The organism is Buchnera aphidicola (Aphis fabae), assembly GCF_009069125.1.
GTDB lineage: Bacteria > Pseudomonadota > Gammaproteobacteria > Enterobacterales > Enterobacteriaceae > Buchnera > Buchnera aphidicola_BB.
Genome location: NZ_CP042427.1, coordinates 529,611 through 555,194, shown reverse-complemented (window position 1 = coordinate 555,194; position 25,584 = coordinate 529,611). Strand labels below are relative to the sequence as shown.

General features: G+C 22.4%; 24 protein-coding genes. 4 read left to right on the top strand and 20 right to left on the bottom strand.

From position 1 onward, the window contains the following. Window positions 1-28 precede the first annotated feature (28 nt). From FQV33_RS02765 to FQV33_RS02755, 3 genes are all read right to left on the bottom strand, one after another. Entirely contained in the window at window positions 29-841 is an 813-nt protein-coding gene (locus FQV33_RS02765) for a symmetrical bis(5'-nucleosyl)-tetraphosphatase (protein ID WP_158348396.1), read from the bottom strand. Window positions 842-871: 30 nt separating this feature from the next. Next, window positions 872-1,687 carry a 16S rRNA (adenine(1518)-N(6)/adenine(1519)-N(6))-dimethyltransferase RsmA gene (gene rsmA, locus FQV33_RS02760; RefSeq protein WP_158348394.1) on the bottom strand — a complete coding sequence of 272 codons (816 nt, stop codon included), beginning with the start codon at window positions 1,685-1,687 and terminating at the stop codon, window positions 872-874. A 61-nt stretch (window positions 1,688-1,748) separates the two neighbouring features. Next, window positions 1,749-3,059, bottom strand: coding sequence for a peptidylprolyl isomerase (locus FQV33_RS02755; RefSeq protein WP_193201182.1), 1,311 nt, complete (start codon window positions 3,057-3,059; stop codon window positions 1,749-1,751). 245 nt (window positions 3,060-3,304) lie between these two features. Here FQV33_RS02755 and FQV33_RS02750 point away from each other — a divergent pair, with 245 nt between their 5' ends. Next, window positions 3,305-4,063, top strand: a complete 759-nt coding sequence (locus tag FQV33_RS02750) for a DedA family protein (protein ID WP_158348390.1) — start codon at window positions 3,305-3,307, stop codon at window positions 4,061-4,063. 35 nt (window positions 4,064-4,098) lie between these two features. Here FQV33_RS02750 and rplY read toward each other — a convergent pair whose 3' ends face one another. From rplY to folE, 3 genes are all read right to left on the bottom strand, one after another. Beyond that, complete coding sequence (gene rplY / locus FQV33_RS02745; RefSeq protein ID WP_158348388.1) at window positions 4,099-4,383, bottom strand: 50S ribosomal protein L25; 285 nt, start codon at window positions 4,381-4,383, stop codon at window positions 4,099-4,101. A 49-nt stretch (window positions 4,384-4,432) separates the two neighbouring features. Then, complete coding sequence (gene nfo, locus FQV33_RS02740; RefSeq protein WP_158348386.1) at window positions 4,433-5,272, bottom strand: deoxyribonuclease IV; 840 nt, start codon at window positions 5,270-5,272, stop codon at window positions 4,433-4,435. A 148-nt stretch (window positions 5,273-5,420) separates the two neighbouring features. Then, on the bottom strand, window positions 5,421-6,083 hold the full coding sequence (gene folE / locus FQV33_RS02735) for a GTP cyclohydrolase I FolE (RefSeq protein ID WP_158348384.1): 663 nt from the start codon (window positions 6,081-6,083) through the stop codon (window positions 5,421-5,423). A 125-nt stretch (window positions 6,084-6,208) separates the two neighbouring features. Between folE and glyQ the strand changes: the two genes are divergently transcribed. Beyond that, window positions 6,209-7,108 (top strand): glycine--tRNA ligase subunit alpha, encoded by a 900-nt coding sequence (gene glyQ, locus FQV33_RS02730; protein ID WP_158348382.1) that lies wholly within the window; start codon window positions 6,209-6,211, stop codon window positions 7,106-7,108. 13 nt (window positions 7,109-7,121) lie between these two features. Beyond that, a complete protein-coding gene (gene glyS / locus FQV33_RS02725; RefSeq protein WP_158348380.1) occupies window positions 7,122-9,188 on the top strand; it encodes a glycine--tRNA ligase subunit beta in 2,067 nt (688 codons plus the stop codon). A 23-nt stretch (window positions 9,189-9,211) separates the two neighbouring features. Here glyS and yajC read toward each other — a convergent pair whose 3' ends face one another. From yajC to ydiK, 12 genes are all read right to left on the bottom strand, one after another. Then, window positions 9,212-9,568 (bottom strand): preprotein translocase subunit YajC, encoded by a 357-nt coding sequence (gene yajC, locus FQV33_RS02720; RefSeq protein WP_158348378.1) that lies wholly within the window; start codon window positions 9,566-9,568, stop codon window positions 9,212-9,214. Between the two features lie 38 nt (window positions 9,569-9,606). After that, a complete protein-coding gene (gene tgt / locus FQV33_RS02715; RefSeq protein WP_158348375.1) occupies window positions 9,607-10,710 on the bottom strand; it encodes a tRNA guanosine(34) transglycosylase Tgt in 1,104 nt (367 codons plus the stop codon). Window positions 10,711-10,743: 33 nt separating this feature from the next. Continuing rightward, window positions 10,744-11,826, bottom strand: a complete 1,083-nt coding sequence (gene queA, locus FQV33_RS02710) for a tRNA preQ1(34) S-adenosylmethionine ribosyltransferase-isomerase QueA (protein WP_158348372.1) — start codon at window positions 11,824-11,826, stop codon at window positions 10,744-10,746. 32 nt (window positions 11,827-11,858) lie between these two features. Continuing rightward, window positions 11,859-12,161, bottom strand: a complete 303-nt coding sequence (locus FQV33_RS02705; RefSeq protein ID WP_158348370.1) for an integration host factor subunit alpha — start codon at window positions 12,159-12,161, stop codon at window positions 11,859-11,861. Window positions 12,162-12,165: 4 nt separating this feature from the next. Next, window positions 12,166-14,571 carry a phenylalanine--tRNA ligase subunit beta gene (gene pheT / locus FQV33_RS02700; protein ID WP_158348368.1) on the bottom strand — a complete coding sequence of 802 codons (2,406 nt, stop codon included), beginning with the start codon at window positions 14,569-14,571 and terminating at the stop codon, window positions 12,166-12,168. Between the two features lie 9 nt (window positions 14,572-14,580). Then, the gene (pheS, locus tag FQV33_RS02695; protein ID WP_158348366.1) at window positions 14,581-15,570 is read right to left on the bottom strand and encodes a phenylalanine--tRNA ligase subunit alpha; all 990 of its coding nucleotides are present in this window, start codon (window positions 15,568-15,570) and stop codon (window positions 14,581-14,583) included. A 213-nt stretch (window positions 15,571-15,783) separates the two neighbouring features. Continuing rightward, the gene (gene rplT / locus FQV33_RS02690; protein WP_158348364.1) at window positions 15,784-16,146 is read right to left on the bottom strand and encodes a 50S ribosomal protein L20; all 363 of its coding nucleotides are present in this window, start codon (window positions 16,144-16,146) and stop codon (window positions 15,784-15,786) included. A 41-nt stretch (window positions 16,147-16,187) separates the two neighbouring features. Next, window positions 16,188-16,385 carry a 50S ribosomal protein L35 gene (gene rpmI / locus FQV33_RS02685; RefSeq protein WP_158348362.1) on the bottom strand — a complete coding sequence of 66 codons (198 nt, stop codon included), beginning with the start codon at window positions 16,383-16,385 and terminating at the stop codon, window positions 16,188-16,190. A 69-nt stretch (window positions 16,386-16,454) separates the two neighbouring features. Further along, entirely contained in the window at window positions 16,455-16,994 is a 540-nt protein-coding gene (gene infC, locus FQV33_RS02680) for a translation initiation factor IF-3 (protein WP_158348360.1), read from the bottom strand. Window positions 16,995-16,997: 3 nt separating this feature from the next. Continuing rightward, window positions 16,998-18,926 carry a threonine--tRNA ligase gene (thrS, locus tag FQV33_RS02675; RefSeq protein ID WP_158348358.1) on the bottom strand — a complete coding sequence of 643 codons (1,929 nt, stop codon included), beginning with the start codon at window positions 18,924-18,926 and terminating at the stop codon, window positions 16,998-17,000. Window positions 18,927-19,041: 115 nt separating this feature from the next. After that, window positions 19,042-20,088, bottom strand: a complete 1,047-nt coding sequence (locus FQV33_RS02670) for a 3-deoxy-7-phosphoheptulonate synthase (protein ID WP_158348356.1) — start codon at window positions 20,086-20,088, stop codon at window positions 19,042-19,044. Window positions 20,089-20,496: 408 nt separating this feature from the next. After that, entirely contained in the window at window positions 20,497-21,591 is a 1,095-nt protein-coding gene (gene ydiK, locus FQV33_RS02665) for an AI-2E family transporter YdiK (RefSeq protein ID WP_158348354.1), read from the bottom strand. A gap of 195 nt (window positions 21,592-21,786) precedes the next feature. On the opposite strand from ydiK, the gene FQV33_RS02660 reads away from it, so the two are divergent. Beyond that, window positions 21,787-22,173 (top strand): iron-sulfur cluster assembly accessory protein, encoded by a 387-nt coding sequence (locus FQV33_RS02660; protein ID WP_158348352.1) that lies wholly within the window; start codon window positions 21,787-21,789, stop codon window positions 22,171-22,173. Between the two features lie 30 nt (window positions 22,174-22,203). Here the strand turns inward: FQV33_RS02660 and tyrS are convergent, their stop codons facing one another. Both tyrS and priA read right to left on the bottom strand, forming a co-directional pair. Next, the gene (gene tyrS / locus FQV33_RS02655; RefSeq protein ID WP_158348350.1) at window positions 22,204-23,478 is read right to left on the bottom strand and encodes a tyrosine--tRNA ligase; all 1,275 of its coding nucleotides are present in this window, start codon (window positions 23,476-23,478) and stop codon (window positions 22,204-22,206) included. Between the two features lie 102 nt (window positions 23,479-23,580). Then, window positions 23,581-25,563 carry a primosomal protein N' gene (gene priA, locus FQV33_RS02650; protein ID WP_226856621.1) on the bottom strand — a complete coding sequence of 661 codons (1,983 nt, stop codon included), beginning with the start codon at window positions 25,561-25,563 and terminating at the stop codon, window positions 23,581-23,583. Window positions 25,564-25,584: the final 21 nt, after the last annotated feature.

Here is a 25,584-nt window from a genome sequence, read left to right as displayed (position 1 = left end):
TAGATCAATTTTAATATTTTATTAGATTTTATTTTTGATAAGATTGATAAAAACATTTTTTATCTTCCCATCGTAACATGTATAATTCACCACCCCAACAACAACCTTTATCTAAAGGAAAAAATTGACAAGGCACATTTGTATTTTTTAATGTAGACCAATGCCCAAAAATAATAGAATATTTTTCTATAAATTTATTTGATATAAGAAACCATGGTAATAATGGATACTTAATAACACTGGGAGATTTCTTACATATAAGATTCAAATTTCCATTAGGATAACAATATCTCATACGTGTAAAAACATTAATACTATATCGCAATCGATCAATTTTTTTAAAATTAGAATCCCAATAATTTATTTTATTGTTAAAAACAGACTTTAAAAATAAAGGGTAATCATTACTTAATAAAGACTCTTTAATTTCTAAAGCACATTTTTTAATTATTTCAAGATTCCATTGTGGACTAATTCCTGCATGAACCATAATAATTTTTTGTTTTTCATTAATTTGTACAATTGATTGAGAACGTAGCCAATTAATTAATTGATGACTATCTTTAGCAGATAAAAAATCATCAAAATAATTTTCTTTTTTATTTTCTTGTATACCAGAATAAACTGCAATTAAATTTAAATCATGATTTCCAAGTACTATCTTTATACTATCCTTTATAGAATATAGATATCTTATTACTTTTAATGAATTTAGACCTCTAGAAACTAAATCACCTGCAATCCATAAATAATCTGTTTTAATGTTAAAATTTGATTTTTTTAAAATTAGTCTTAATTCTCTATAACAACCATGAATATCACTAATAAAATAATTGCTCATTGTTTTCACTTCACGTGTAAAAATATATATTTAAACAAAAATATACTTCTGATAAATATTATTTTCTATCATATAATTAGATAACTGACAATATTGTAATATAGAAATATTTTCAGGTCTTAATCTTGGATTAATATTTAATGTTATCAAAACTTTTTCAGAAAATATTTTTCCTAAACTATGACGTAATATTTTTCTTCTCTTTTGAAAAGCTAAATTTGTAATATAACTAAGCACTTTTATATTATGAGTAAAATAAGGAAAATAATCAGTATAAGGTATTAAACTAACAAATATTGAATCTACTTTAGGGACTGGTCTAAAACATTTTGGAGAAACATGTAGTAATATTTTTATATTACAATAATATTGAGCAATAATACTTAAACGACCATATAATTTACTTCCTGGAGAAGCAATTAAACGTTGAGCAACTTCTTTTTGTAACATAAAATTCATATCTTTAATGATCTTAATTTTTTTAAATAAATACAATATTAAAGATGTAGAAACATTATATGGCAAATTACCAAAAATTCGAATTAATTTATTTTTTTTATTAAACAATTCTAAATAATCAACTTTCAAAGCATCTTTATGAAATACTATTAATTTTGAATAAAATGAGTGTTTTTTTAATCTTTCTAATAAACATTTATCAATTTCGATAATAATTAACTCATCTATTAACTTGCAAATAGGTTTTGTTAATGCTGCTAAACCAGGCCCAATTTCAACTAATGCTTCATTTGATTTTGGATTAATCAACTCAACTATTTTTGTGATTATATGAGAATCTATAAGAAAATTTTGACTAAATTTTTTAAGAGGAATATGTTTTTTCATTTAAATTTTTATTAACTGATAGTATTATAAAAGTTTAATTTCTAAAAATATATTATTTATATTATTTGAAAATATCTACTGAATATTTATTTATATACGATGATTTTTTAAGCTTTTCAATCCAATTATTTTTTTCTTTTTTTATTTCACGTTCTAATAAAATTTGATAAATTTTTTCTTTTTCTATCTTCCATTTCTCATCTATTTGACGTTTTTCTAACAATTTAATTATATGCCATCCAAATTTAGATCTAATTGGTTTACTAATTTCATCACAATGTAAATTTTTTAAAATATTTTTAAAAACACCATCAAATGATTTATTTGAAATCCAACCTAAATCACCTTGTTTATGAGATGAATAAACATCATGAGAAAAATTTTTAACAGCATCTTCAAAACTATAATTTTTTGTTTTTATACTATTATATATTTCAAAAATATCTTTTTTTGCTTGTTTATCATTTAAAATAATTGAAGGACGTATTAAACAATGCTGAATATGAAATTCAGTTATTATTTTTTTTATACTATTATTTTTAATATCATTAACTTTTATAATATAAAAACCTTTTTTTTCTAAAATAGGACCTAATATTTGATTTTTTTTAAAAATATTTAATCGACTAGAAAATAATTTTCTTACATTTTTTAAATGTTTTAATGATATATTTTCTACTATAAAAAGGTTTCTATTTTCTTTAAAATTTTTATAAAAATAATCAAAATTAGAATTAACATTAATTATTTTAGCAATATTATCAATTAATATTTTTTTATTTTTAATTGTTTTATCACTCTCTCTAGTTGAAAAAGGTAAGATAATACATTTTAAATCAATTTTTTTTAATTCATTTTGTTTTTTTATTTCTTTATTTAATAAATGATATATTTCTTTTTCAGATATATGAACATTATTATTTAATATATGATCTTGTAATATTTTAATTCTTAAAGAATTTTTAATATTTTTTATATAATCTTCATAATTAAAAAAATCATTAGTATTATTTAATATAATATCATTTTTTAATTCATTTAAAGTAATATGCTTTTTTAAAGCAATATTTCTAAGTACAATATCTATTTGAGCATCGGAAACTTCAATATTAAACTTATTTGCTTCTTCTAAAATTAAAGTATCTAAAATTAATTTTTCTAATATTTTATCTCTTAAAAAATTAATTTTTAAAGGCACTGTAATAATATTTTTGTCTTGTTTTAAATAAAAAAGAATTTGATTTATATCACTATTTAATATAGCTTGATTATTTACAACAGCAGCAATTCTATCAATTTCAATATTTTTAGCAAAACAACTCGAAAACAAACTGAAAAATACAGATAAAATTAAAACAAAATATAATCTCATTTTTATTCTTCTTAGATTGGTAAATTTTTTTGTTATCATAATTTTTATATTATCATCATATTCTAATATATAATCTTTTATCTGGATTAAAAAATTTTAAATTTATCAAGTTTATTTAATTTAATAATACTTTTTAAAATATTTTCTTGAGATTTTATTAAAAAAAATATAAAGTATAAAAAATATTTAATTTAAAATATTACATCAAAATTTATCACAATTACAACTAATTATAATGGATATTTATGGAATATTGGTTCACATCTTTAATAACACATTCTTTAATATATTCACTGTTCATAGTAGGTATGGTTGCTTTTTTAGAATCTCTTGCATTAATTGGATTATTACTTCCAGGAATAGTATTCATGACAACATTAGGGACGTTTATAGGTAACGGAAAATTACTTTTTTATCCTTCTTGGCTTGCAGGAATTGTTGGATGTTTACTAGGAGATTGGCTCTCATATTACATTGGACTATACTTTAAACATTGGTTACATAATCTTTCTTTTCTAAAAAAACATCATAAGATTTTGGAAAAAACTAAAATCTTTTTAAATAAACATAGTATGTTAACAATACTAATTGGACGTTTTATAGGCCCAACTAGACCATTAATACCTATGGTAGCTGGAATGTTAAAATTACCATTAAAAAAATTTATTTTACCTAGTTTAATAGGATGTATATTATGGCCTCCAATATATTTTTTTCCAGGAATTATTGCAGGTATAACTATTAATATACCTACAGATTCCAATAATAATTATTTTAAATGGTTTTTATTAGTTATTGCTATTTTAATTTGGATAGGAATATGGTTAATATCAAAATGGTGGAAAATAAAACATATAAAAAACAGAGATAACATGAATATTGCACAAAAACATATTGGATTACTTTCAATAATATTTTTGCTATTCGGATTTATTGGACTAATATTAATACAATTTCATCCCACAATGTTAATTTTTAGAAAAGTTTTATCGACTATATTATAATTTTAATTATTTTTAAAATATATTTTTAAATCTTTTTAAGTATATAAAAAATCTATATGTAATAATTTTAATTTAAATGCATGTCGTTGTACAGATTGTACTCTAACTTTATATTCTTTTCCTTTAATTAATAATAATAATGTTTTTTTATAAAAATCTATTTTTTTTTGTAAATTAAAAACAGAATTATGATCTAAAGTAAGAGATATAGGGGTTTTGTTTAAACCATATAAAATAGCAGGAAACTTATTTTCAATACGTAATTTTCTACTAAAACTTGTTCCTTTTTTTTCTCTGATTTCTGCATTGATAATCAACATAATGTGTTTTCTCTTATAATGAAATAAATATATTAAAAAAATAATTTTATTATTTTAATGATTTTAACCAAGAAATTTCTTTTAACCACATCTTGGGATTACTAGTTTCCAATATCATTGGAATATTATTAAAATATTTATTTTTAATAATCCATTCAAAAACTAATGTTCCAATTTGACCTAAACCTAAATTTTCATGTCGATCAACACGACTATTAAATTCTTTTTTTGAATCATTTAAATGAAAACCTTTTAAGTATTTCAATTCTATTAAATTAAAAAATTTATTAAATATATTTTGACAATTTTCTTTTGTTCGTAAATCGTATCCTGCTGCAAATAAATGACAAGTATCAAGACAAACTCCGACTCTAGATTTATCATCTACTTTATTTATAATTTTATATAAATGCTCAAAAGAATATCCGACATTAGTACCTTGACCTGCAGTATTTTCTATCACAGCTACTATATTTTTAGTATTATCTAAAGCTATATTAATTGATTCAGAAATTCTTGACAAACAATCTATTTCTGAAATTTGATTTAAATGACTACCTGGATGAAAATTTAAAAAACATAATCCTAAATCATCACAACGCTTTATTTCGTTAATAAATGCTATACGAGACTTTTTTAATAAGTCATTATTAGGATGACCTAAATTAATTAAATAACTACTATGAGGTAAAATTTTTTCAAAAAAGAAATTATATTTAATACAAGCTTTTTTAAAATTATCTATTTCTATTAAACTTAAAGGCAATGCAGACCATTGCAATTGATTTTTAGTAAAAAATGAAAAAGCTGTAGCTTTTAATTGAAAAGCTCGAAAAACTGCTTTTTCTAAACCTCCTGCAGCACTAACATGAGCACCAATATATCTCATTTAACTTTTCCATTAAATTTTAAAATATTTGAAATTAATTGTATTTTATTAAAAATTAATTTAAATATCAAAATATTTATAAATTAAAAATCATATAATACTGAGAAATAATATTTTAATCAATCAAATAAATTGAATATATTTGTTCTTATACATTATTTTTAAAAAAAAATTCATCACGAGTACTCTTTTGACTCTTAAATAAACCTTGTAAAGATGAAGTGATCGTTATACTATTTACATCACAAATACCACGTGCTTTAACACAAAAATGATCCATATAAAGAACAATCGCAACATCTTGAGTGTCTAGCAAAACTTGTAATACTAATGATATTTGTTTAGTAAGACGTTCTTGAATTTGAGGTCGTTTTGAATAAAATTGTGCAATTCTATTTATTTTAGATAATCCAATAATTTTATTTTTAGGCACATATGCAATAGTAGCTTTTCCATGAATAGTAATAAAATGATGTTCACAAGTACTCATTAATATAATATCACGAACAACAATCATATCATTTGATTTTATTATATTTTCTATAAATGTAATCTTTGGAAAATTTTTATAATCTAAACCTGAAAAAATTTCATTATTATACATTTTTGATATACGAATGGGAGTATCTTTTAAACTATCATTTTTTACATCTAAATTTAAAATACACATAATTTTATACATATATTTAGCAATTAATAATTCTCTTTCTTTTTCTTCTATACCATTGTATGCTTTTAAAGTAGGATTTTCTAATCCCATAGTTAATAAAGCATTACGTGCTAATTTAGCTTCTTTACTAATTTTAATCATATTGAAACTTCTCCTTAACATTAAAAATTATATTTTATATAATTTTTATCTACAAAATATATAGATTATAAATATCATTATATATAATATACACAAATAAATACTATTCCTCCTGAAGGTATAAAATGAAAAATCATTGCAATACTTTTTACAATTTAATTCAAATTTTAAAAAAATATTGGATAGAAAAAGAATGTACTATTTTCCAACCATTAGATTTACCAATGGGAGCGGGTACATTTCATAATATAACATTTTTAGGAACAATTGGTCCTGAACCTATTAAAGCTGCTTATGTACAATGTTGCAGACGACCAACTGATGGAAGATATGCAAAAAATCCAAATCGTTTACAAAATTATTATCAATTTCAAGTGATTATCAAACCTCCAGTAAACAATATTCAAAATATGTATTTAGAATCATTAAATTTGCTTAAAATAGACGAAAAAAACAATGATATACGTTTTATAGAAGATAATTGGGAAAATCCTACCTTAGGTGCATGGGGTATTGGATGGGAAGTATGGCTTAATGGAATGGAAATTACTCAATTTACTTATTTTCAACAAGTGGGTGGAATCGAATGTAATCCTGTAACTATAGAAATTACATATGGTTTAGAAAGAATAGCAATGCATATGCAAAATAAATCAAATGTATATGATTTGATTTGGAGTTCAAATAAATTTCAAACAATTACTTACGGTGATATTTTTAAAGAAAACGAAATAGAACAATCGAAATATAATTTTGAATATTCGAATATTGATTTATTATTTAAATATTTTGAAAAATATATGTTTGAAGCAAATAATTTAATAAGTTTAACAAAGCCATTACTATTAGTAGCATATGAAAAAACATTACAAGCTAATCATGTTTTTAACTTATTAGATGCAAGAAAAGCAATATCTTCTAGCGAACGTCAAAATTATATTTTAAAAATTAGAAGCTTAAGTAAAAAAATTGCAAAAGAATATTTAAATTCACGAAAAAAATTAAAATTTCCATTATGCAAATAAAAAGAGAAAAAAAATGAAAAAAACATTTTTAGTTGAAATAGGAACAGAAGAATTACCTGCTAAAATATTATATCATTTAATTATTTCATTTTATGAAAACTTTACTAATGAATTAAAATTACATAATATTAAATATAAAAAAATTGATTATTTTGCCACTCCTAGAAGATTAGCATTAAAAATTATAGATATTGATAGTTCTGAAAAAATAAAAAAAATTTTAAAAAAAGGACCTTCCTTGAAATGTTCTTTTAATGAAAATGGAACTCCAACAAAATCTGCATATTCATGGGCTCAACATATTGGTATTGAAATAAATAAAGCAAGTCAATTAAAAAATAAAAAAGGCAGTTGGCTAGTACACTATATAAAACAAAAACAAGAAAATATTGAAATATTACTTCCTAAAATAATAGAAATATCATTAAAAAATATAAATATTAAAAAGTTAATGCGATGGGAAGTAAATAATACTAAATTTTTTCGACCTATTCGAAATGTTTTAATGATGTTAGATAACAAGATAATTAATAGTACAATTTTTAATATTTTTGCTAACAATAAAATTCATAATCATATTTCTTCCAAAGAAAAAAAAATATATCTTAATCATGCTCAAGAATATCCATCTATTTTACTTAAAGAAAATTATATAATAGCTGATTATGCAATTCGTAAAGAAAAAATTAAAACAGAAATAAAAGAAATTGCTAAAACAATAAATGGATATACACAAATAAACGATGTTCTTCTAGAAGAAATCAATTCAATAGTAGAATCACCTAAAGGTCTTTTAGCTACTTTTGAAGAAAAATACATTGAATATATACCGAATGAAATTCTTATCTATATTATAGAAAAACAACAAAAATGTTTTCCAATATACAATAAAAAAAGACTTTTACCATATTTTATTTTTATAGCTAATATCAATTTAAAAAATAATAATCAGATTATATTAGGAAATGAAAAAGTCATGAAAGCTAGACTATCTGATGTAATATTTTTTTTAAATAAAGATAATAAAATAAAATTATTAGATTATCTTCCATTATTAAAAAAAGTTTTATTTCATAAAAATTTAGGAACGTTATATGACAAAACTATGCGATTACAATCACTTGTAGATTTAATGTCTAACAGTAGTAATAAAATTGATTTAATAAAATCAGCAATGTTATCAAAATGTGATCTAATTACAGATATGGTATTTGAATTTCCAGAATTACAAGGAATAATTGGTATGTATTATGCAATTAAAAATAATGAAAAATATGAAATTGCCATCGCTATTAAAGAACAATATTTACCATCTTTTTCTGGAGATAAACTTCCATCTAGTATTATGGGATCTATATTGTCAGTTGCTGATAAAATAGATACTTTATGTGGTATGTTTTCAATTAATCAAATACCATTATCAAATAAAGATCCATTTGCTCTAAGAAGAGCGGCATTAGGAATAATAAGAATTATTATTAATAAAAAATTGTCTTTAGATTTAAAATTTTTAATTTGTAATAATCTAAAATTTTATAACAAAAAAGAATTAAATTATACATTAATATCTAATAAAATTATGGATTTTTTACAACTAAGATTATCATCTTTTTATGAAAAAAAGGGATATAATATTAAAGTAATTCAATCAGTATTATCTTGTAAACCAATAGACCTTTTAGATATAGATCAAAAAATCAGAATAATATCAGATTTTAAAACAACAGAACAGTCAAAATCAATTTTTTTAATAATCAAAAGAATATCTAATATATTAAAAATTCATAAACAACATATAATCAATAATCCAATTAATATAAATCTAATGCATATGGAAGAAGAAAAGATGTTATTTAAAGAAATAAAAAATTTTAATCATGATACAAAAAAATTATTTATAGAAAAAAATTATAAAACAATCTTATTAAGATTAAAAAATTTTGAAAATCCTATAAATAACTTTTTTAATCAAGTACAAATCAATCATTGTAATCCTGAAATTAAAAATAATAGATTAATTTTATTAAAAAAAGTAGAAAAAATTTTTTTTAATATAGCAAATTTTTCTTTTTTATATTAAAAAATTTATTTACATAATTTTAATTAAGGTTTTGAATTATTTACTTTTTTCAAAGATTCTAAAGTATTTTTAGGAAGTAATGAAACTATAAAATCTTTTTTTATAAAAACTTCATTTGCATCATTTAGCTCTAATAAAATATATCCATTGTCTGTGATGTCTTTTACACGACCTAAAAAACCGCTAGTTGTCATTACTTCATCACCTAAAGTAATTAATTTCATAAGATTTTTTCGTTCTTTTTCTTTTTTTTGTTGAGGACGAAAAAGCATAAAATAAAAAATTAATAAAAAAATTACAAGCATAATAACTAAAGAATAAGAACTACCTTCTATTGGTTGGTTCACTGCAGCATTTGCGTTTTCAATTAAAATACTCATTTTATAAAATTCCTTAGTGTATATTAATCAATATAAATTTATTTTTTTTGATTATAAAATTTTAGTATAAAATCATCAAATCTTTTTTCTTTAATTGCATTTCTTATATTAGACATTAATGTTTGATAATAATGTAAATTATGTATAGTATTCAAACGAGCTCCTAAAATTTCATTACAAGCATCTAAATGATGTAAATATGATCGACTATAATGTTTACAAGTATAACAAAGACATGTTTTATCTAATGGAGATACATCTTTTTTATATTTTTTATTTCTAATTTTTATTATACCATTAGTTACAAATAAATGTCCATTTCTTGCATTTCTTGTAGGAAGAACACAATCAAACATATCGATACCACGATATATACTTTCTATTAAATCTTCCGGCTTTCCTACTCCCATTAAATATCTTGGTTTATTTTTTGGTATTTGTGGAATTACATGATCTAATATCTTATGCATTTCCGGTTTAGATTCGCCCACTGCTAAACCACCTAAAGCATATCCATCAAAATTCATTTTAATTAATTCGTTTAAAGATAAATCTCGTAAAGTTGGATATATTCCTCCATGAATAATACCAAATAAAAGATTATTATTTTTTTTATTTAAATCAAAATAAACACGACATTTTTTAGACCAATTTAATGATTTTTCCATAGCATTTTTTGTCTTTTCCCAATCTGTAGTATATGAAATACACTCATCAAAAACCATAATAATATTTGAACCTAAATTTAATTGAATTTCCATTGAAAGTTCAGGTGTTAGAAAAAAGTTTTTACCATTAATATGATTTTTAAAAATCACTCCTTCTTCATTAGTTTTACAAAATTTTGACAGACTAAAAATTTGAAAACCGCCAGAATCCGTAAGAATAGGTCCATGCCAATTCATAAAATTATGTAAATTATTATGTAATTTAATTATATCTTGTCCTGGTCTTAAATATAAATGCAATGCATTAGCTAAAATTATTTTACTTCCAGTATTTTTGATTTCTTCAGTACTAAGACTTTTTACTGTTCCATATGTACCTACAGGCATAAAAATAGGAGTTTCTATACGTTTTTCATTAAAATAAAACATTCCACATCTTGCTTTTTTATCTTGACTAATCACTTGAAATTTCATTTTTTTCTCATAGACAAACAGATTTTTTTTAAATTAAAATTTTTTATTTTTTATTTTTTCATAAGGAGCTAATTTATTATATGTAATATACATTGCATCTCCATAACTAAAAAATCGATATTTTTTTTTAATTGCTTCATGATAAGCATTAATAGTATTTTTATAACCTAAAAAAGAAGATACTAACATAATTAATGTTGACTCAGGAAAATGAAAATTAGTAATTAATGCATCAACAACTCTATGTTTATAACCAGGGTATATAAAAATGTTAGTATTTTTGGAATAATTTTCTGTATTATTCCATGAAGTTGAATTGTATGCACTTTCTAAAGCACGTAATGTAGTAGTACCAACAGCTATGACACGTCCTCCATTTTTTTTACATATTTTAATTTTATTAATTAAATCTGAAGAAACACTCACCCATTCAGAATGCATAATATGTTTTTCTATTTCTATAGTTCTAATAGGTTGAAATGTGCCACTACCTATATGTAACGTTATAAAATCGATGTCTACTCCTTTTTTAAGTAAAGATTGTAATAAAGGTATATCGAAATGTAAACCTGCAGTTGGTGCCGCAATTGAACCTATATTTTTTTTATATATAGTTTGATATAAATGTTCATCTAATTTTATATTTTTTCTTTTAATATAAGGAGGTAAAGGTATATGTCCAATTTTGTTAAAAATATGAATAGCTGAAACTTTACTATTATGAAATTTAATTTCATAGAATGGATTTCTATAATTAATTATAGAACCTTGAACTTCATTATACTTTCCAAAAAAAAGATTAGAATTAATTTTAACTCGATTTGATGATTTAAGATATGCAAGTATATTATTATTATTTAATACTTTTTCAAGTAAAACTTCAACTTTTCCCCCGCTTTCTTTAAAACCAGATAAACGAGCAGGAATAACTTCGGTATTATTAAAAATGACTAAATCACCAGAATTAATTTCATTTATAATATTAAAAAAAAATCTATGATTTATTTGACCTGTACAACCATTAATTATCATTAGACGACATTGACTACGTATCCAAGAAGGATAAAAAGCTATCAATGAATTTGGTATCTCAAAAGAAAAATTGATAAGATTCATATTTTATTTCTTTAAAAAAATTCAACTAAATATTAATATTTAGTTTTTATAACACAATGTTCAACACGATTTTTTAATTTTTGACCAGCTTTAAAAGTAACAACTCGTCTTTTTGAAATAACTACTTTTTCTCCTGTTTTTGGATTTCTACCTGGACGTTCTTTTTTGTGTTTTAATTGAAAATTTCCAAATCCAGATAATTTAACATTTTCTCCTTGTTCTAAAGATTTTTTTACTTCTTCAAAAAAAAACTCTACAAATGCTTTTGAATCACGTTTAGTTAATTTTAATTTTTCAAATAAATTTTCTGAAATTTCAGCTTTTGTTAGTACCATAAACTTATTTCCTTAAAATAATTTGAAATTTGTCTATTAATGTTTTGATGCAATAATCAAGCATTAAATTAATTTCATTTTCTTTTAAAGTTTTTCTGTTATCTTGAAAAGTAAAGCTAATACCTAAACTTTTTTTATTAGAAAATTGTTCACATGAATAAATATCAAATAAATTAATATCTACTTTTTTATCTAAAAAACAATTTTTACATACTTTAATAATATCAGCATATGAAACATTTTCAGATATTAATATTGAAATATCACGACGACTACTAGGGAATTTAGAATACTCTTTTACTTTAAAATCTTGAAAAACTTTTAAATCAAAAATTTTATCAATTAACAATTCAAATAAAAATATATTATGATCTAAATCTAACTGTTCTTCTAAAGTTGGATCTATTTTTCCAAAATTACCAATAAAATTATTATTGAAAAAAATTTGAGCACTTTGATTTGGATGCAAACCTAATACCTGTTTATTTTTTATTTCATAACTATTTGAACCACATACTAATTCTAATATAGATTCTAAATCACCTTTTAAATCATAAAAATCAAATTTTCTTCTTTTAGAACACCAATTTTCTTTACTATTAAAACCACTAATTATACCTCCTAAATACATTTGTTGATTCACTCCAAGATTTTTTTGATCATCTATTGAAAAACATAGGCCTCTTTCAAAAAAACGAATACTATCTTGTTTACGATTTATATTATAAGAAAGAGTTTTAATAAGACCTGGCCATAATGATATACGCATACAAGAAAGATCTTTAGAAATGGGATTGGAAATAAATAATTCTTTTTCATTTTTTAAGAAAATATTGTTTTGTAAAATTGGATCAACAAATGGATAAGTAATTACTTCATAATAACCTCTATGCACAAGTAAGATTGCTAATTGATTTAATGTATAATCTTTGTTCAAATCATTTTTTTTATTATAAAAATTAAAATTTTCTTTTAATGGAATCAATGGAATTTTATTATAACCATATATACGCAGTATATCAGCTATTACGTCTTCTTCTATTAATACATCAAATCTACAAGTAGGAGGAATAACGTTCCAATAGTCTCTTTTCTCTTCTATCTGATACTCAAGACGTAATAAAATATTTAAAAAAATTTTAGAATCAATAAAAAAACCAGCTATTTTATTAATATTTTTATAATATAATTTAATTTGATTTGTATATCTTAAATAAGAATTATCTATATAAGAGGTAATTTCACCTGCACTTCCACCACATATTTGAAGAATTAACTCTGTCGCATATTCTATTGCATATTTCTGAAGAGAAAAATCAATACCATAATTATAATGATTAAGAATCTTATTAGGACCAATTATTTTATTAATATTAAAAAGAGATTCTTGATCTACTGAGTATGAAATCAAAAATATATTTTTAGTATTATGATCTATTTCTAAACAATAAGAATTTATATTACCAGGAATAAACAATATCTTTGATTTATCAGACACAACTAATATATTTTTATGTAAAATTATTTTACAATCTTTTTTTAAGTGTAAAACATTTTTTTCATTAGTTTTTTTAATATGAATAAAAGTATCTATTATATCTGAATTTAATACATTTAAAGGTTGACCAATTTCAATTAAAATATAATTAATAATATTTGTTATTACATTTTCTGACAACATTTCACACATGAATAGTTTCTTTTTCATCCAAAATGGAGTCTGACTGTTAATATTAATATTTTTAATTACTCTTCCAAAAACATTAATATCTTTTTTTTCTAAATTAACATAAATTGGAAATTTTTTTTGAATAGTAACAAGATTATTTTTATCCTTTAATGGAACTATATTTATATTATTTATAACTGCTATATTGCGAGCTATTCCTAAAATACTTAATCCATCTGCTCGATTAGGAGTAACATTTACTTTTATAAGATTATCTTCCAATAAAAAGTAATCATTAACGTTAATTCCTATAGGAGTTGTTTCAGGAAATTCAATAATTTCATTATTATTTGAATTAAACAGACCTAATTCAAAAAAAGAACATAACATTCCTTCAGACTTTTGGTCATGAAATTTTTTTAAATTAATTTTTATATTATTAGGTAGTATACTCCCAATAATAGCTACTGCAACTTTGATTTTATTACGACAGTTTAAAGCTTTACATAAAATATTTAATAACTTATTGCTTCCTATATCAACTTTAACTATTTTTAAATTATTTAATGTAGGATGCGTAATACAAGAAATTATTTTACCAACTACTACACCTGTAAATAAAGGAACAATTTTTTCAATAGATTCAATTTCTATACCAGAATTAATAATTTGTTCACTTAAAATAATACTATCTATTTTAGGATTGACCCATTCACGTAACCATTTCTCACTAAATTTCATTTTATCTCACTAAATATATTTAAATTGTTTTATAAACCTTAAATCATTTTCAAAAAAAGATCGAAGATCAGAAATTCCATAACGTAACATAGTAATACGTTCTACTCCTAATCCAAATGCACAAGCGGAATAAACATTAGAATCAATATTAACATTTTTTAAAACCAATGGATGAACCATTCCACATCCTAAAATTTCTAACCATTTTTTAGAATCATCCATAATATCAACTTCAGATGAAGGAGTAGTAAAAGGAAAATAAGAAGGACGAAATCTAAGAGAAACTTTTTTGTTAAAAAAACTATATATAAAATTATATATAATCCATTTTAAATGAGAAAAATTAATATTTTTTTCAACTATTAAACCTTCTACTTGATGAAACATAGGTGTGTGTGTGGAATCGTAATCATTTCGATAAACTTTACCGGGGAAAATAAATCTCATTGGAGGTTTTTCTGATTTCATCATACGAATTTGCATAGTAGAAGTTTGAGTTCTTAATAATCGGATTTCATCTAGCCAAAAGGTATCATGATTATCTCGTGCAGGATGATTTTTAGGTATATTTAATGCGTCAAAATTATGATATTCATCTTCTATTTCTAAACCATTAACTGATTGAAAACCTAATTTAGCAAAAAAATTTTGTATAAAATTAATACTATGATTGACAGGATGAATAGAACCATTTTGAATGTATCGACCTGGTAAAGATACATCAATTTTTTCTTTCTGAATTCGTTTTTTGAGAATAAATTTATTTAATTCACTTTTTTTTATATTAATTTTAGATATTGTTTTTTTTTTAATTGTATTAATAATAATACTATATTTTTTTTTTTCTTCAAAAGAAAAACTTTTTATGTTTTTCATATAATTATTAAAAATTCCATTTTTTCCTAAATATTTAATTTTTATTTTATCCAACATTTCTATATTATTAGAATTGTTAATTTCATTTTTAATTATATACCATAATTTTTCTAACATTAACATTGTTGACTCTTTTTTATATTTTATGTAAGTTTATATTGTTTAGATGTTAAAAAGCTTCCATAAAGGAAGCTTGTTTTATTGAATTTTTTAACATATAAAATATAAATATATTAATTAGATAATCTGATAGAAATTATTTAGAGATCAAAAATCTAACTATGATTTAGATAGAGGGGAGATGGATTTCCCCTTCTTTATTTTAAAAAAAATTACTTATATTATAAGTAAAGCTTCTTTTGCTTTTTCAACTAAAATATTAAATGCATTCGAATCAAATATTGCAATATCAGATAATATTTTACGATCAATGTTAATAGAAGCCTTTTTTAATCCATATATAAACTTGCTATAAGAAATTTTACTCTGACGAACTGCAGCATTTATTCTTGTAATCCACAACTGACGAAATTGCCTTTTTCTTTGACGCCTGTCACGATAAGCATATTGACCAGCTTTTACTACTGCTTGACATGCTACTCTATAAATACGAGAACGAGCTCCATAATAACCTTTTGCTTGTTTTAAAACTTTTTTATGACGAGCATGAGCAGTCACACCACGTTTTACACGAGCCATTGATATGCTCTCCTGTTCATACAATTTAAGTAAAAATAAATTTATAAATAAGGTAAAAATAATTTAACTTTATTTATATCTCCTTTCGATACTAAAATCTTAGGACGAAGATGACGTTTTTTACTTGTAGTTTTTTTTGTCAAAATATGACGTAAATTTGCTTGTTTACGTTTAAATTGACCAGATGCAGTTTTTTTAAAACGTTTTACTGCACTCTTTAAAGTTTTAATTTTTGGCATATAATGTTTCTTTTAAATTATAAAAAAATAATTATATATTTATTTTTGAACACGTTTAGTCAAAAATTACTATTTTTTCTTTGGCGCTAAAACCATTATCATTTGACGGCCTTCAATTTTAGACGGAAATGATTCAACAGTTGCTAATTCAATTAAATCATTTTTTACTCTGTTCAATACATTTACACCTATTTTTTGATGTGCCATTTCACGACCTCTGAATCGTAAGGTAATTTTAACTTTATCACCATCTTCTAAAAAACGAATTAAATTTCGTAGTTTAACCTGATAATCTCCTTCGTCAGTTCCAGGACGAAATTTAATTTCTTTCACTTGAACAACTTTTTGTTTTTTTTTCTGTTCTTTAGAAGACTTACTTTTTTCATAAAGAAATTTCCCATAATCCATAATACGACAAACTGGAGGCTCTGCATTAGGACTGATTTCCACTAAATCTAATCCTAATTCTTCAGATTTTTCTAAAGCTTCACGTAAATTAACTATACCAATTTGATCGCCTTCAACACCTGTAAGACGAACTTTAATTGCACGAATTTCGTTATTAATACGATTTGGCCTGGTCAATTGAGTTCTTTTTCCGACTTTAATACCTTATTCCTCCATTTGAAAAAAACTACGAGTAAATATTTCTTTTTGTAGTTTTTTAATAAACAAATCAACATCCATAATCCCAAAATTACTTCCATTTCTACTTCTAATAGAAACTGTATTAGTTTTTACTTCTTTTTCACCACAAATCAATATATAGGGAATTTGACGTAAAGTATGTTCACGAATTTTTAGACCTATTTTTTCATTTCTTAAATCCGATTCAACACGAATCTTTAAAACATTAAATTTTTTAACTATTTTATTTACATAAATAGCATCAACATTTTTAATAGCAATTACTATAACCTGTATTGGAGATAGCCATGTTGGTAATTTACCAGAACACTCTTCTATTAATATTCCAATAAAACGCTCAATTGAACCTAATATAGCTCGATGAATTATTATAGGAGTTTTTTTTTCATTATATTCATTAATATAAAATGAATTTAAACGACGTGGTAAATAAAAATCTAGTTGAATTGTTCCACATTGCCAACTTCTATTTAATGAATCTTGTAAAATAAATTCAATTTTAGGGCCATAAAAAGCACCTTCTCCCAACTGATGTTCAAATTCTAAGTTGTTTCTTATTAATGCATTAGACAAATCTGTTTCTGCTTTATCCCAAATTAGATCATTACCAATACGTTTTTTTGGTCGTGTAGAAAATTTTACTAGGATTTTTTTAAAATTAAATATACTATATAAATCATATATCATTTTAATACAATTATTTATTTCAGAATGTATTTGTTCTTGAGTGCAAAATATATGAGCATCATCTTGAGTAAAATTACGTACTCTCATAAGACCATGTAAAGATCCTGAAGATTCATTTCTATGACAACTTCCAAATTCCGCCATACGAATAGGTAAATCTCGATAAGATTTTAATCCAATATTAAAAATTTGAACATGTCCAGGACAATTCATAGGTTTAATACAATATTCTCTATTTTCTGATGAAGTAGTAAAAATAGCATCTTTATAATTGTCCCAATGACCGCTTGTTCCCCATATTGATTTATCTATTAATAAAGGCGTTTTTACTTCTTTATATTCATATTCTTTTAATTTCTCTCGAACAAAATTTTCTAGTTCATTAAAAATAATCCATCCATTATTGTGCCAAAAAATCATACCAGGAGACTCATCTTGCATATGATATAATTTTAAATATTGATTAATTTTTCTATGATCTCTTTTTTTTACTTCAGCAATATAACTTAAATATTTATCTAATTCTTCTTGATTCAACCAAGCAGTTCCATAAATACGTTGCAACATTTTATTTTTTTTGTTACCTTTCCAATAAACACCTCCAATTTTCTCCAATTTGAAATATTTACAAAATTTTATATTAAAAACCTGCATACCAATATCAAAATCTATATAATTTTCATGATAATATAAAGAAATTATATCATTTTCAATAAAATTACTTTTGATTAAGTCAATTTTATATGTATCTGATTGTTTTTCAAATTTTTTTAAAGCATAATTAAAAGAAACTTTTTTATTTAAAATATTATATTTTTTATTTAAAAGAGTTTTCATTTCTTTTTCTATTAAAACAAGATCTTTTTCTAAAATTCTGTTTTTTATATCTATATCGCAATAGAAACCATTACTTGTAATTTTACTTTCTACAATTTGACATAATGGCCATATTTTTTTAACGGAATAATTTAAGAGTTGTATACATGAATATCTAATAATATTTAATGCATCAAGATCTTTTTTACTAATAAATTTGATTGAAGAATCTTGTGTAATTACAGTATTTAAATTTGAAAAATTACCATTTACAGAAATAGCAATGAGAGATTGAATTATATTAGGATATTTATGCTTTAAAATTTCTATTAATGAAATAGAATGCTCGTAAATTTCTTTACTCCCATCACAAAATCTTATTACAGGCATTCTTATATACCTTTTATTTAAAAATATTTTTAATAATTTATAAAAAATTTAATTTTATAGAATTAAATGTTTTTAACTAAAAACATGCTAGTCAAAATTTTGACTAGCATATAAACTAAAAACGAGTATCTACTGCATCTGCTAATTGTTTGATAATTAAAACACTATCTTCCCAATTTAAACATGCATCAGTAATTGATTTCCCATATATTAATGGTTTATTTTTTGAGACTTTTTGAAAACCTTCTTCTAAAAAGCTTTCAATCATTACCCCAAATATATTTTTTGATCCTAAAGAAATTTGATTTGCAACAGATACAGCAACATTTTTTTGACGAATATGTTCTTTTAAACAATTACCATGACTGAAATCAATCATTAAATGTTCTATTAAATTAAATTCACGTAAATCTTTTATTGCTAACTCAATATCTTTAGCATGATAATTCGGAGTTCGACCACCTCTCATAATAATATGTCCATATGGATTTCCACTAGTATGATTAATAGTCATTTGTCCATCTTTATTTGGAGCAAAGAATAAATGACGAGCTTTTGCAGCTCTAATAGCATCAATTGCAATACGTATATTACCATCAGTACCATTCTTGAAACCCACTGGACATGAAAGTGCAGAAGCCATTTCTCTATGAATTTGACTTTCAGTAGTTCTAGCTCCAATAGCTCCCCAACTAATTAAATCTGCAATAAATTGACCTACTACTATATCTAAAAATTCTGTTGCAGCAGGCATTCCTAGTGTATTGATATCTAATAATAATTTACGTGCAACAGAAAGCCCATGATTTACTCTAAAACTACCATCTAAATCTGGATCTGAAATCAATCCTTTCCAACCTACTACTGTTCTTGGTTTCTCAAAATATGTACGCATTATAATTTCAAGACGATCTTCATATTTTTTACGCAACTCATATAATCGATGAGCATATTCAACTGCAGCTATAGGATCGTGAACAGAACATGGACCTATTACAACAAGTAAACGCAAATCTTGACCAGTCATAATTCGGGCAATATTTTGTCTTGTTATAATAACATTATCCATAATATCTGAAGTAATAACATATTTTTTTGCTAATTCAGAGGGAGTTATTAATGGATCAATTCGTATTGTACGTAGTTCATCTGTTTTTTTCATTTTATTCTCTAAATGAATTTTTTATTCTAAAAAGAATATCAAGATGTGATCAAATCACGATAAACTCATTAATCATAAACTTGTCTCTAATAAATTTTCTCACATACTCAATACTAAAGAAAACATTATATTTTTAGAGAAAAGAAGTATAATAGTATACTTTAAACATAATAAAAAAAGCTTAAAATAGGAAATAAAATGAAGATAAAATCCTAAAAATAATACAATTATACAAGATTATTAATATTCTGTTCAGTAAATATTAAACATAATTAAATTATTTTTTATAATATCATAATTTTTTATTTATTTTTTAAAAGTAATTATTCTATTTTTTAGATTAAATTAACTAATATTTTTTTACAACTTAAAATTTAAAAATTATATTACTATTAATTTTACTTATTATTAATTAATTTTAGATTTTACATTTATATTATTAATAAATGAATTAATAGAGATGCCATATATCCAAGATATTGTTAATCTATACAATATTACTAATGCGACTGGCCCAATAAACAATCCAATCATTCCAAAAGCTATTAAACCACCTATAACACCTAATAAAATTAAAAAAGTTGGTAAATCAGAACCCATTCGTATAAAAAAAGGCCGAAGTATATTATCTAATATAAACACAAAACAACTCCAAATTAATAACAATGTACCGCATGTAGTATCACTATGCCAATAAAGCCATATAATAGATGGTATTAAAATTGGTAATGGACCCAATTGAATCAAACAAGAAAAAACAATTAAAATCATTAATAAAGTCCAATATGGAATACCTGAAACCAATAAACCTAACCCAGATAAGAAAGCTTGAATTAAAGCTGTTACTACAACTCCTAATGCAACAGATCTAATAGCTCGAACTGTCAGTAAAATAATAGCATCTCCATTTTTAGAATTGATACGAGATGCAAATTGACGAATTGTATTGCTAATTTTTTCACCATTCCAATAAAGTACAATACTAAACAATAACATTAAAGTTAAATGTATAACAAGCAATCCAAAATTTTTAGCTTGAATTATAAAAAATTCAGTCGTACGACCCATATATGGTCTCACTTCTTTAATTAATTCTGCTCCATCACTATCTAATAATTCTTTATAGCTAATAAAAATTTTTTTTCCAATAAGTGGTATGTCTTGAAGCCAAATTAATTCTGGAAATTCTAAGGAATTTGAACTAAACCAATGAATAAGTGGAATACTTGTTGCAACCAAACTATTTACTAAAAGTACTATTGGAATAATAAATAATAATAATAAAATAATAATCATACTAATAAGAGCAATTAAACGCCTACCTCCTAAAAATTTTTGTATTTTTAACATAAGAGGCCAAGTTGAAATTACAATTGTACTAGCCCATGAAAATCCTAATATAAATGGTTTTATTATTAAAAAACTTGTAATGCTTATAGCAATAATAAATATTAATGATAAAATAAACTGCGATAAATCCATTTTTTCTTTTGGATTTTGCATATAATTGTTTCACCTCAATATTTTTATCAATATCTTGATATTATAAATGATGAGTAACAAATAATTAAAAAATTATAACATTAAATTTTTAAAAATTATGAAAGAAAAAATAATACGCTTTAAAGATGTATCGAAATCAATCTAAATTATTATTTAAAGAATATTTTTTTATTAAAAGTAATTAAAGAGAAAAAAATGGAAAAAAAACAAGAAAATACTTATTTATTTAATCAATATAAATGGAAAGGAATTGAGATAACTAAAAGTGCTATCAAACAAATATCATTTTTAATTAATCTTAATACAGAAAATAAGGGAATAAAATTAAGCATAAAAAAATCTGGATGCGCAGGTTTTCGATATATAATGGAATTAATTAATAGCAAAAAAATATCAGAAACAGAAGATAATATAATATTTTTTCATGAAAATATTCTAATACAAATTTCTAAAAAAGATATTCCATTTTTAAATGGTATTAAGATTGATTTTATAAAACACAATATTAATAAAGTATTTAAATTTTATAATCCTAAATTAGAAAAATTTTGTGGTTGTGGCGAAAGTTTTTCAATTAGTTAATAATTTAATGAATACATACTAATAAATAAATTATTTCCAATCTATAAGGCAATGATTTTTTTTTCCCCTTGAAATTAAAGTAAATTGATTGAATAATTTATCATTATCATGAAAAACATGATTTTTATTTATAATTTTATTAGTATTAATAGATATAGAATTAGATATTATCATGTTTTTTGCTTGTGTTCGAGATTGAGCTAGTGAGCATAATACTAATGCTTCTTGTAAATCTTTTATTTGATATACTTCAATAGAAGGTATTCCATCTTTTTTCAGTTGTTGTAAATCAGATTTTTTGATCTCGTGTATATTCTTTAAAAAAAGAATGTCTGTAATTCTTTCTGCTGCTAATAAATTTTCTTCACCATGTACTAAACGAGTCATATATTTAGATAAATAAGATTTATCATTAATAATTTGATTATTTTTATATTTGTTTATTTCTCTTTTATTAATTTCATTACAATCTAAAAAAGTAAATAATTTTAAAAAACTATAAACATTAGAATCTTCTATATTTTTCCAAAACTGATAAAACTTATAAGGAGTTGTTTTTTTAGAATCTAACCAAATAGTTCCAGATTCTGTTTTACCAAATTTAATACCATTAGATTGTACAAGCAAAGGCAATGTTAAACCATAAACTTCTTTTTTAGAAATTCGATTTATTAAGTGCATACCTGCAGAAATATTTCCCCATTGATCTGATCCACCAATTTGAAGAGATACTTGTTTTTTTTTATTTAATATAAAAAAATCATATGCCTGTAATAAATTATATGAAAACTCTGTAAAAGAAATACCTTGATCTGATCTTTTAATACGTTGCTTTACTGCTTCTCTATTAATCATAGTATTAATTGAAAAATGTTTACCAACATCACGTAGAAATGACAAGATGTTAATCTTTTCAAACCACTTTTTATTATTTAATATAATTGCACGATTCATACTAGAATTAATATCCAAAAAAGAAGATATTTGTTTACTTATTTTTATTGACCATATATCAATTTTATTATCAAAATTTAATAAACGTTCTTTTTCTTTAAAACTAGGATCACCAATAAGACTTGTAGCACCTCCAATTAAAATAACAGGTATATGACCTTGCATTTGAAATCTTTTAAGAGTAATTAAGGGTAAAAGATGACCTACATGTAAGCTTTCTTCAGTAGGATCAAATCCGCAATAAAGTGAAATAGAATTATTCTCAATATTTTTTTTTAACATACTTTCATTTGTAACATGAGATATTAAATTGCGTTGTCTTAATTCATCAACTAAATTAACATGATTCATTCAAAACCTTTTCAAATAAACACTTAAGTTATTTAAATATTTTATGCTAATTTATTTTAAACTTCAATAAATAAGATATATAAAGTTTTTATTTTATTAAAATTAATTCATATCAAAATTTAAAAACCATTTAATATCATTAAAAATAGAAAAATATTTTGAAATTTCAAGTGATGTTCGTAATATTTTTTGCAAATAAACACGTGAAGAACATTGTATTAATAATTTATAAATATATTTTTTTTGAGGTGTAAAAAAAACAGGTTCAGGACCTACAAACCATAATAAGATATTATTTTTTTTAGATTGTTTTTTTAAAAAAACATATATAAATTTTAAAAAAATAAAACTTTTTTTAAGACTTTTACTTTGACAATATAAAACTACTTGAAAATTCCATGGAGGTAATAAAAATTTTTTTCTTATAATTAATATTTGACGAGCATAAAATAAATATTTTTGATTACATATGTTAATTAAATCTTTATTATTAGGAATTGATGTTTGTATAAATATATTTAAAAATTTTGAATTTTTTTGTATCAAATTAACAAGATTAAAATAAAATTGAGCAAAATATTCAGTGTTATTAAACTTCAAAGAAAAAAAATAACAGTCAATATTAATCAAACCAATTAATCGTACATTAGGAAAATAATAATTTTGAACTATTTTTTCTGTAGTAATAATAATTCCAGAATGTAAAATAGAAAAACTAGAAATATTTAAATTTAATTTTTTTATTGTAATATCTTTTAAGTTTAATAAAAATAATATCGGTATATTAGGAAATATTTTTTTTATATTTTGTTTTATTTTTTTTATACCAAAATTAAATTTAGTTAATGGAAAAAAATTACAATTATAGCAAAATAAAGGTTTTTTATAATGAATTAAACAATGCCTACAAAATGCAGTATTATTGTATTTACTAACTTCATAATACTCATTGCAAATATCACATTTAGGAATCCAATTACAATTATTGCAAATTAGACTTAAAAAAATCAAATCAGATGGATTAAAAATTAATAAAACTGAAAATTTTTTTTTTATATTTTCAAAAATTTTATTAATTAAAGTATCTGATAAGCCAGTACTTCTTCTTTCTTTTTTTAAATCAATAATTTTATTTTTTAAAATTAAAGAAGTATGATTTTGATGAAAATTTATCCAAAAAATTTTTTTATTAATAACATTATATAATGTTTTTAAAGAAGGTGTATTTGAATCTAAAATAATAGGTATATTTTCTTTATATGCTCTTAATATCGATATATCTCTAATATTACATTTAAATTTATCTATATTTTTATAAATTAAACTATGTTCTTCAAAAATAACGATTAAACCTAATTTTAAAAAAGGAAAAAAAATACTTTTTTTTGTTCCTATAACAATAGAATTTTTTCCATTTTTAGTTTCCATCCATATATGAAAAAATATTTTGTCACTTAATTTAGAATGAACAATATCAATTGGCACATGAAAATATTTTTTTAAAAAAAACAACGTTCTATATATATCTTTTATAAAAGGAACAACAATTAAAATTTGTAAATTTTCCTTTAAAATTTTTTGAAATAATCCTAAATAAAATTTAATTTTTATATATAAATTAATTTCAGATATTAACCAAAATTTAAAGGAATTTTTCATTAAAATTTTATTTATCTTTAATAAAATTTGTTCACTTAAAAAAAACTTTTTATTAATTTTAAATTGATTAATTTCATTCGTATTTATTTTAAAACAAACTTTATTGTTATTTTCATCTATTTCTCTAGATTTTAAAATATTTGGTAAAATGAAAAACAATATACTTCCTATAGGATAATGATAATACTTACTCAACCACATTAAAATATTTAATAATGAAATATTTATAATTGGTTGATGGTCAATTATATATTTCACAAATTTAAAATTTAAGTTATTTATATTTTTTTTTTGATGAATCGCCACAATAATTCCTATAGTATCTTTTGAATGAAAAGGTACTACAACACGTCCACCAATTATAGGAGTCATTGAATATGGAAGTATATAGCTAAAATATACTCTAATTGGAAAAGGCAAAATCACGTCTACAATAATCACTTATAT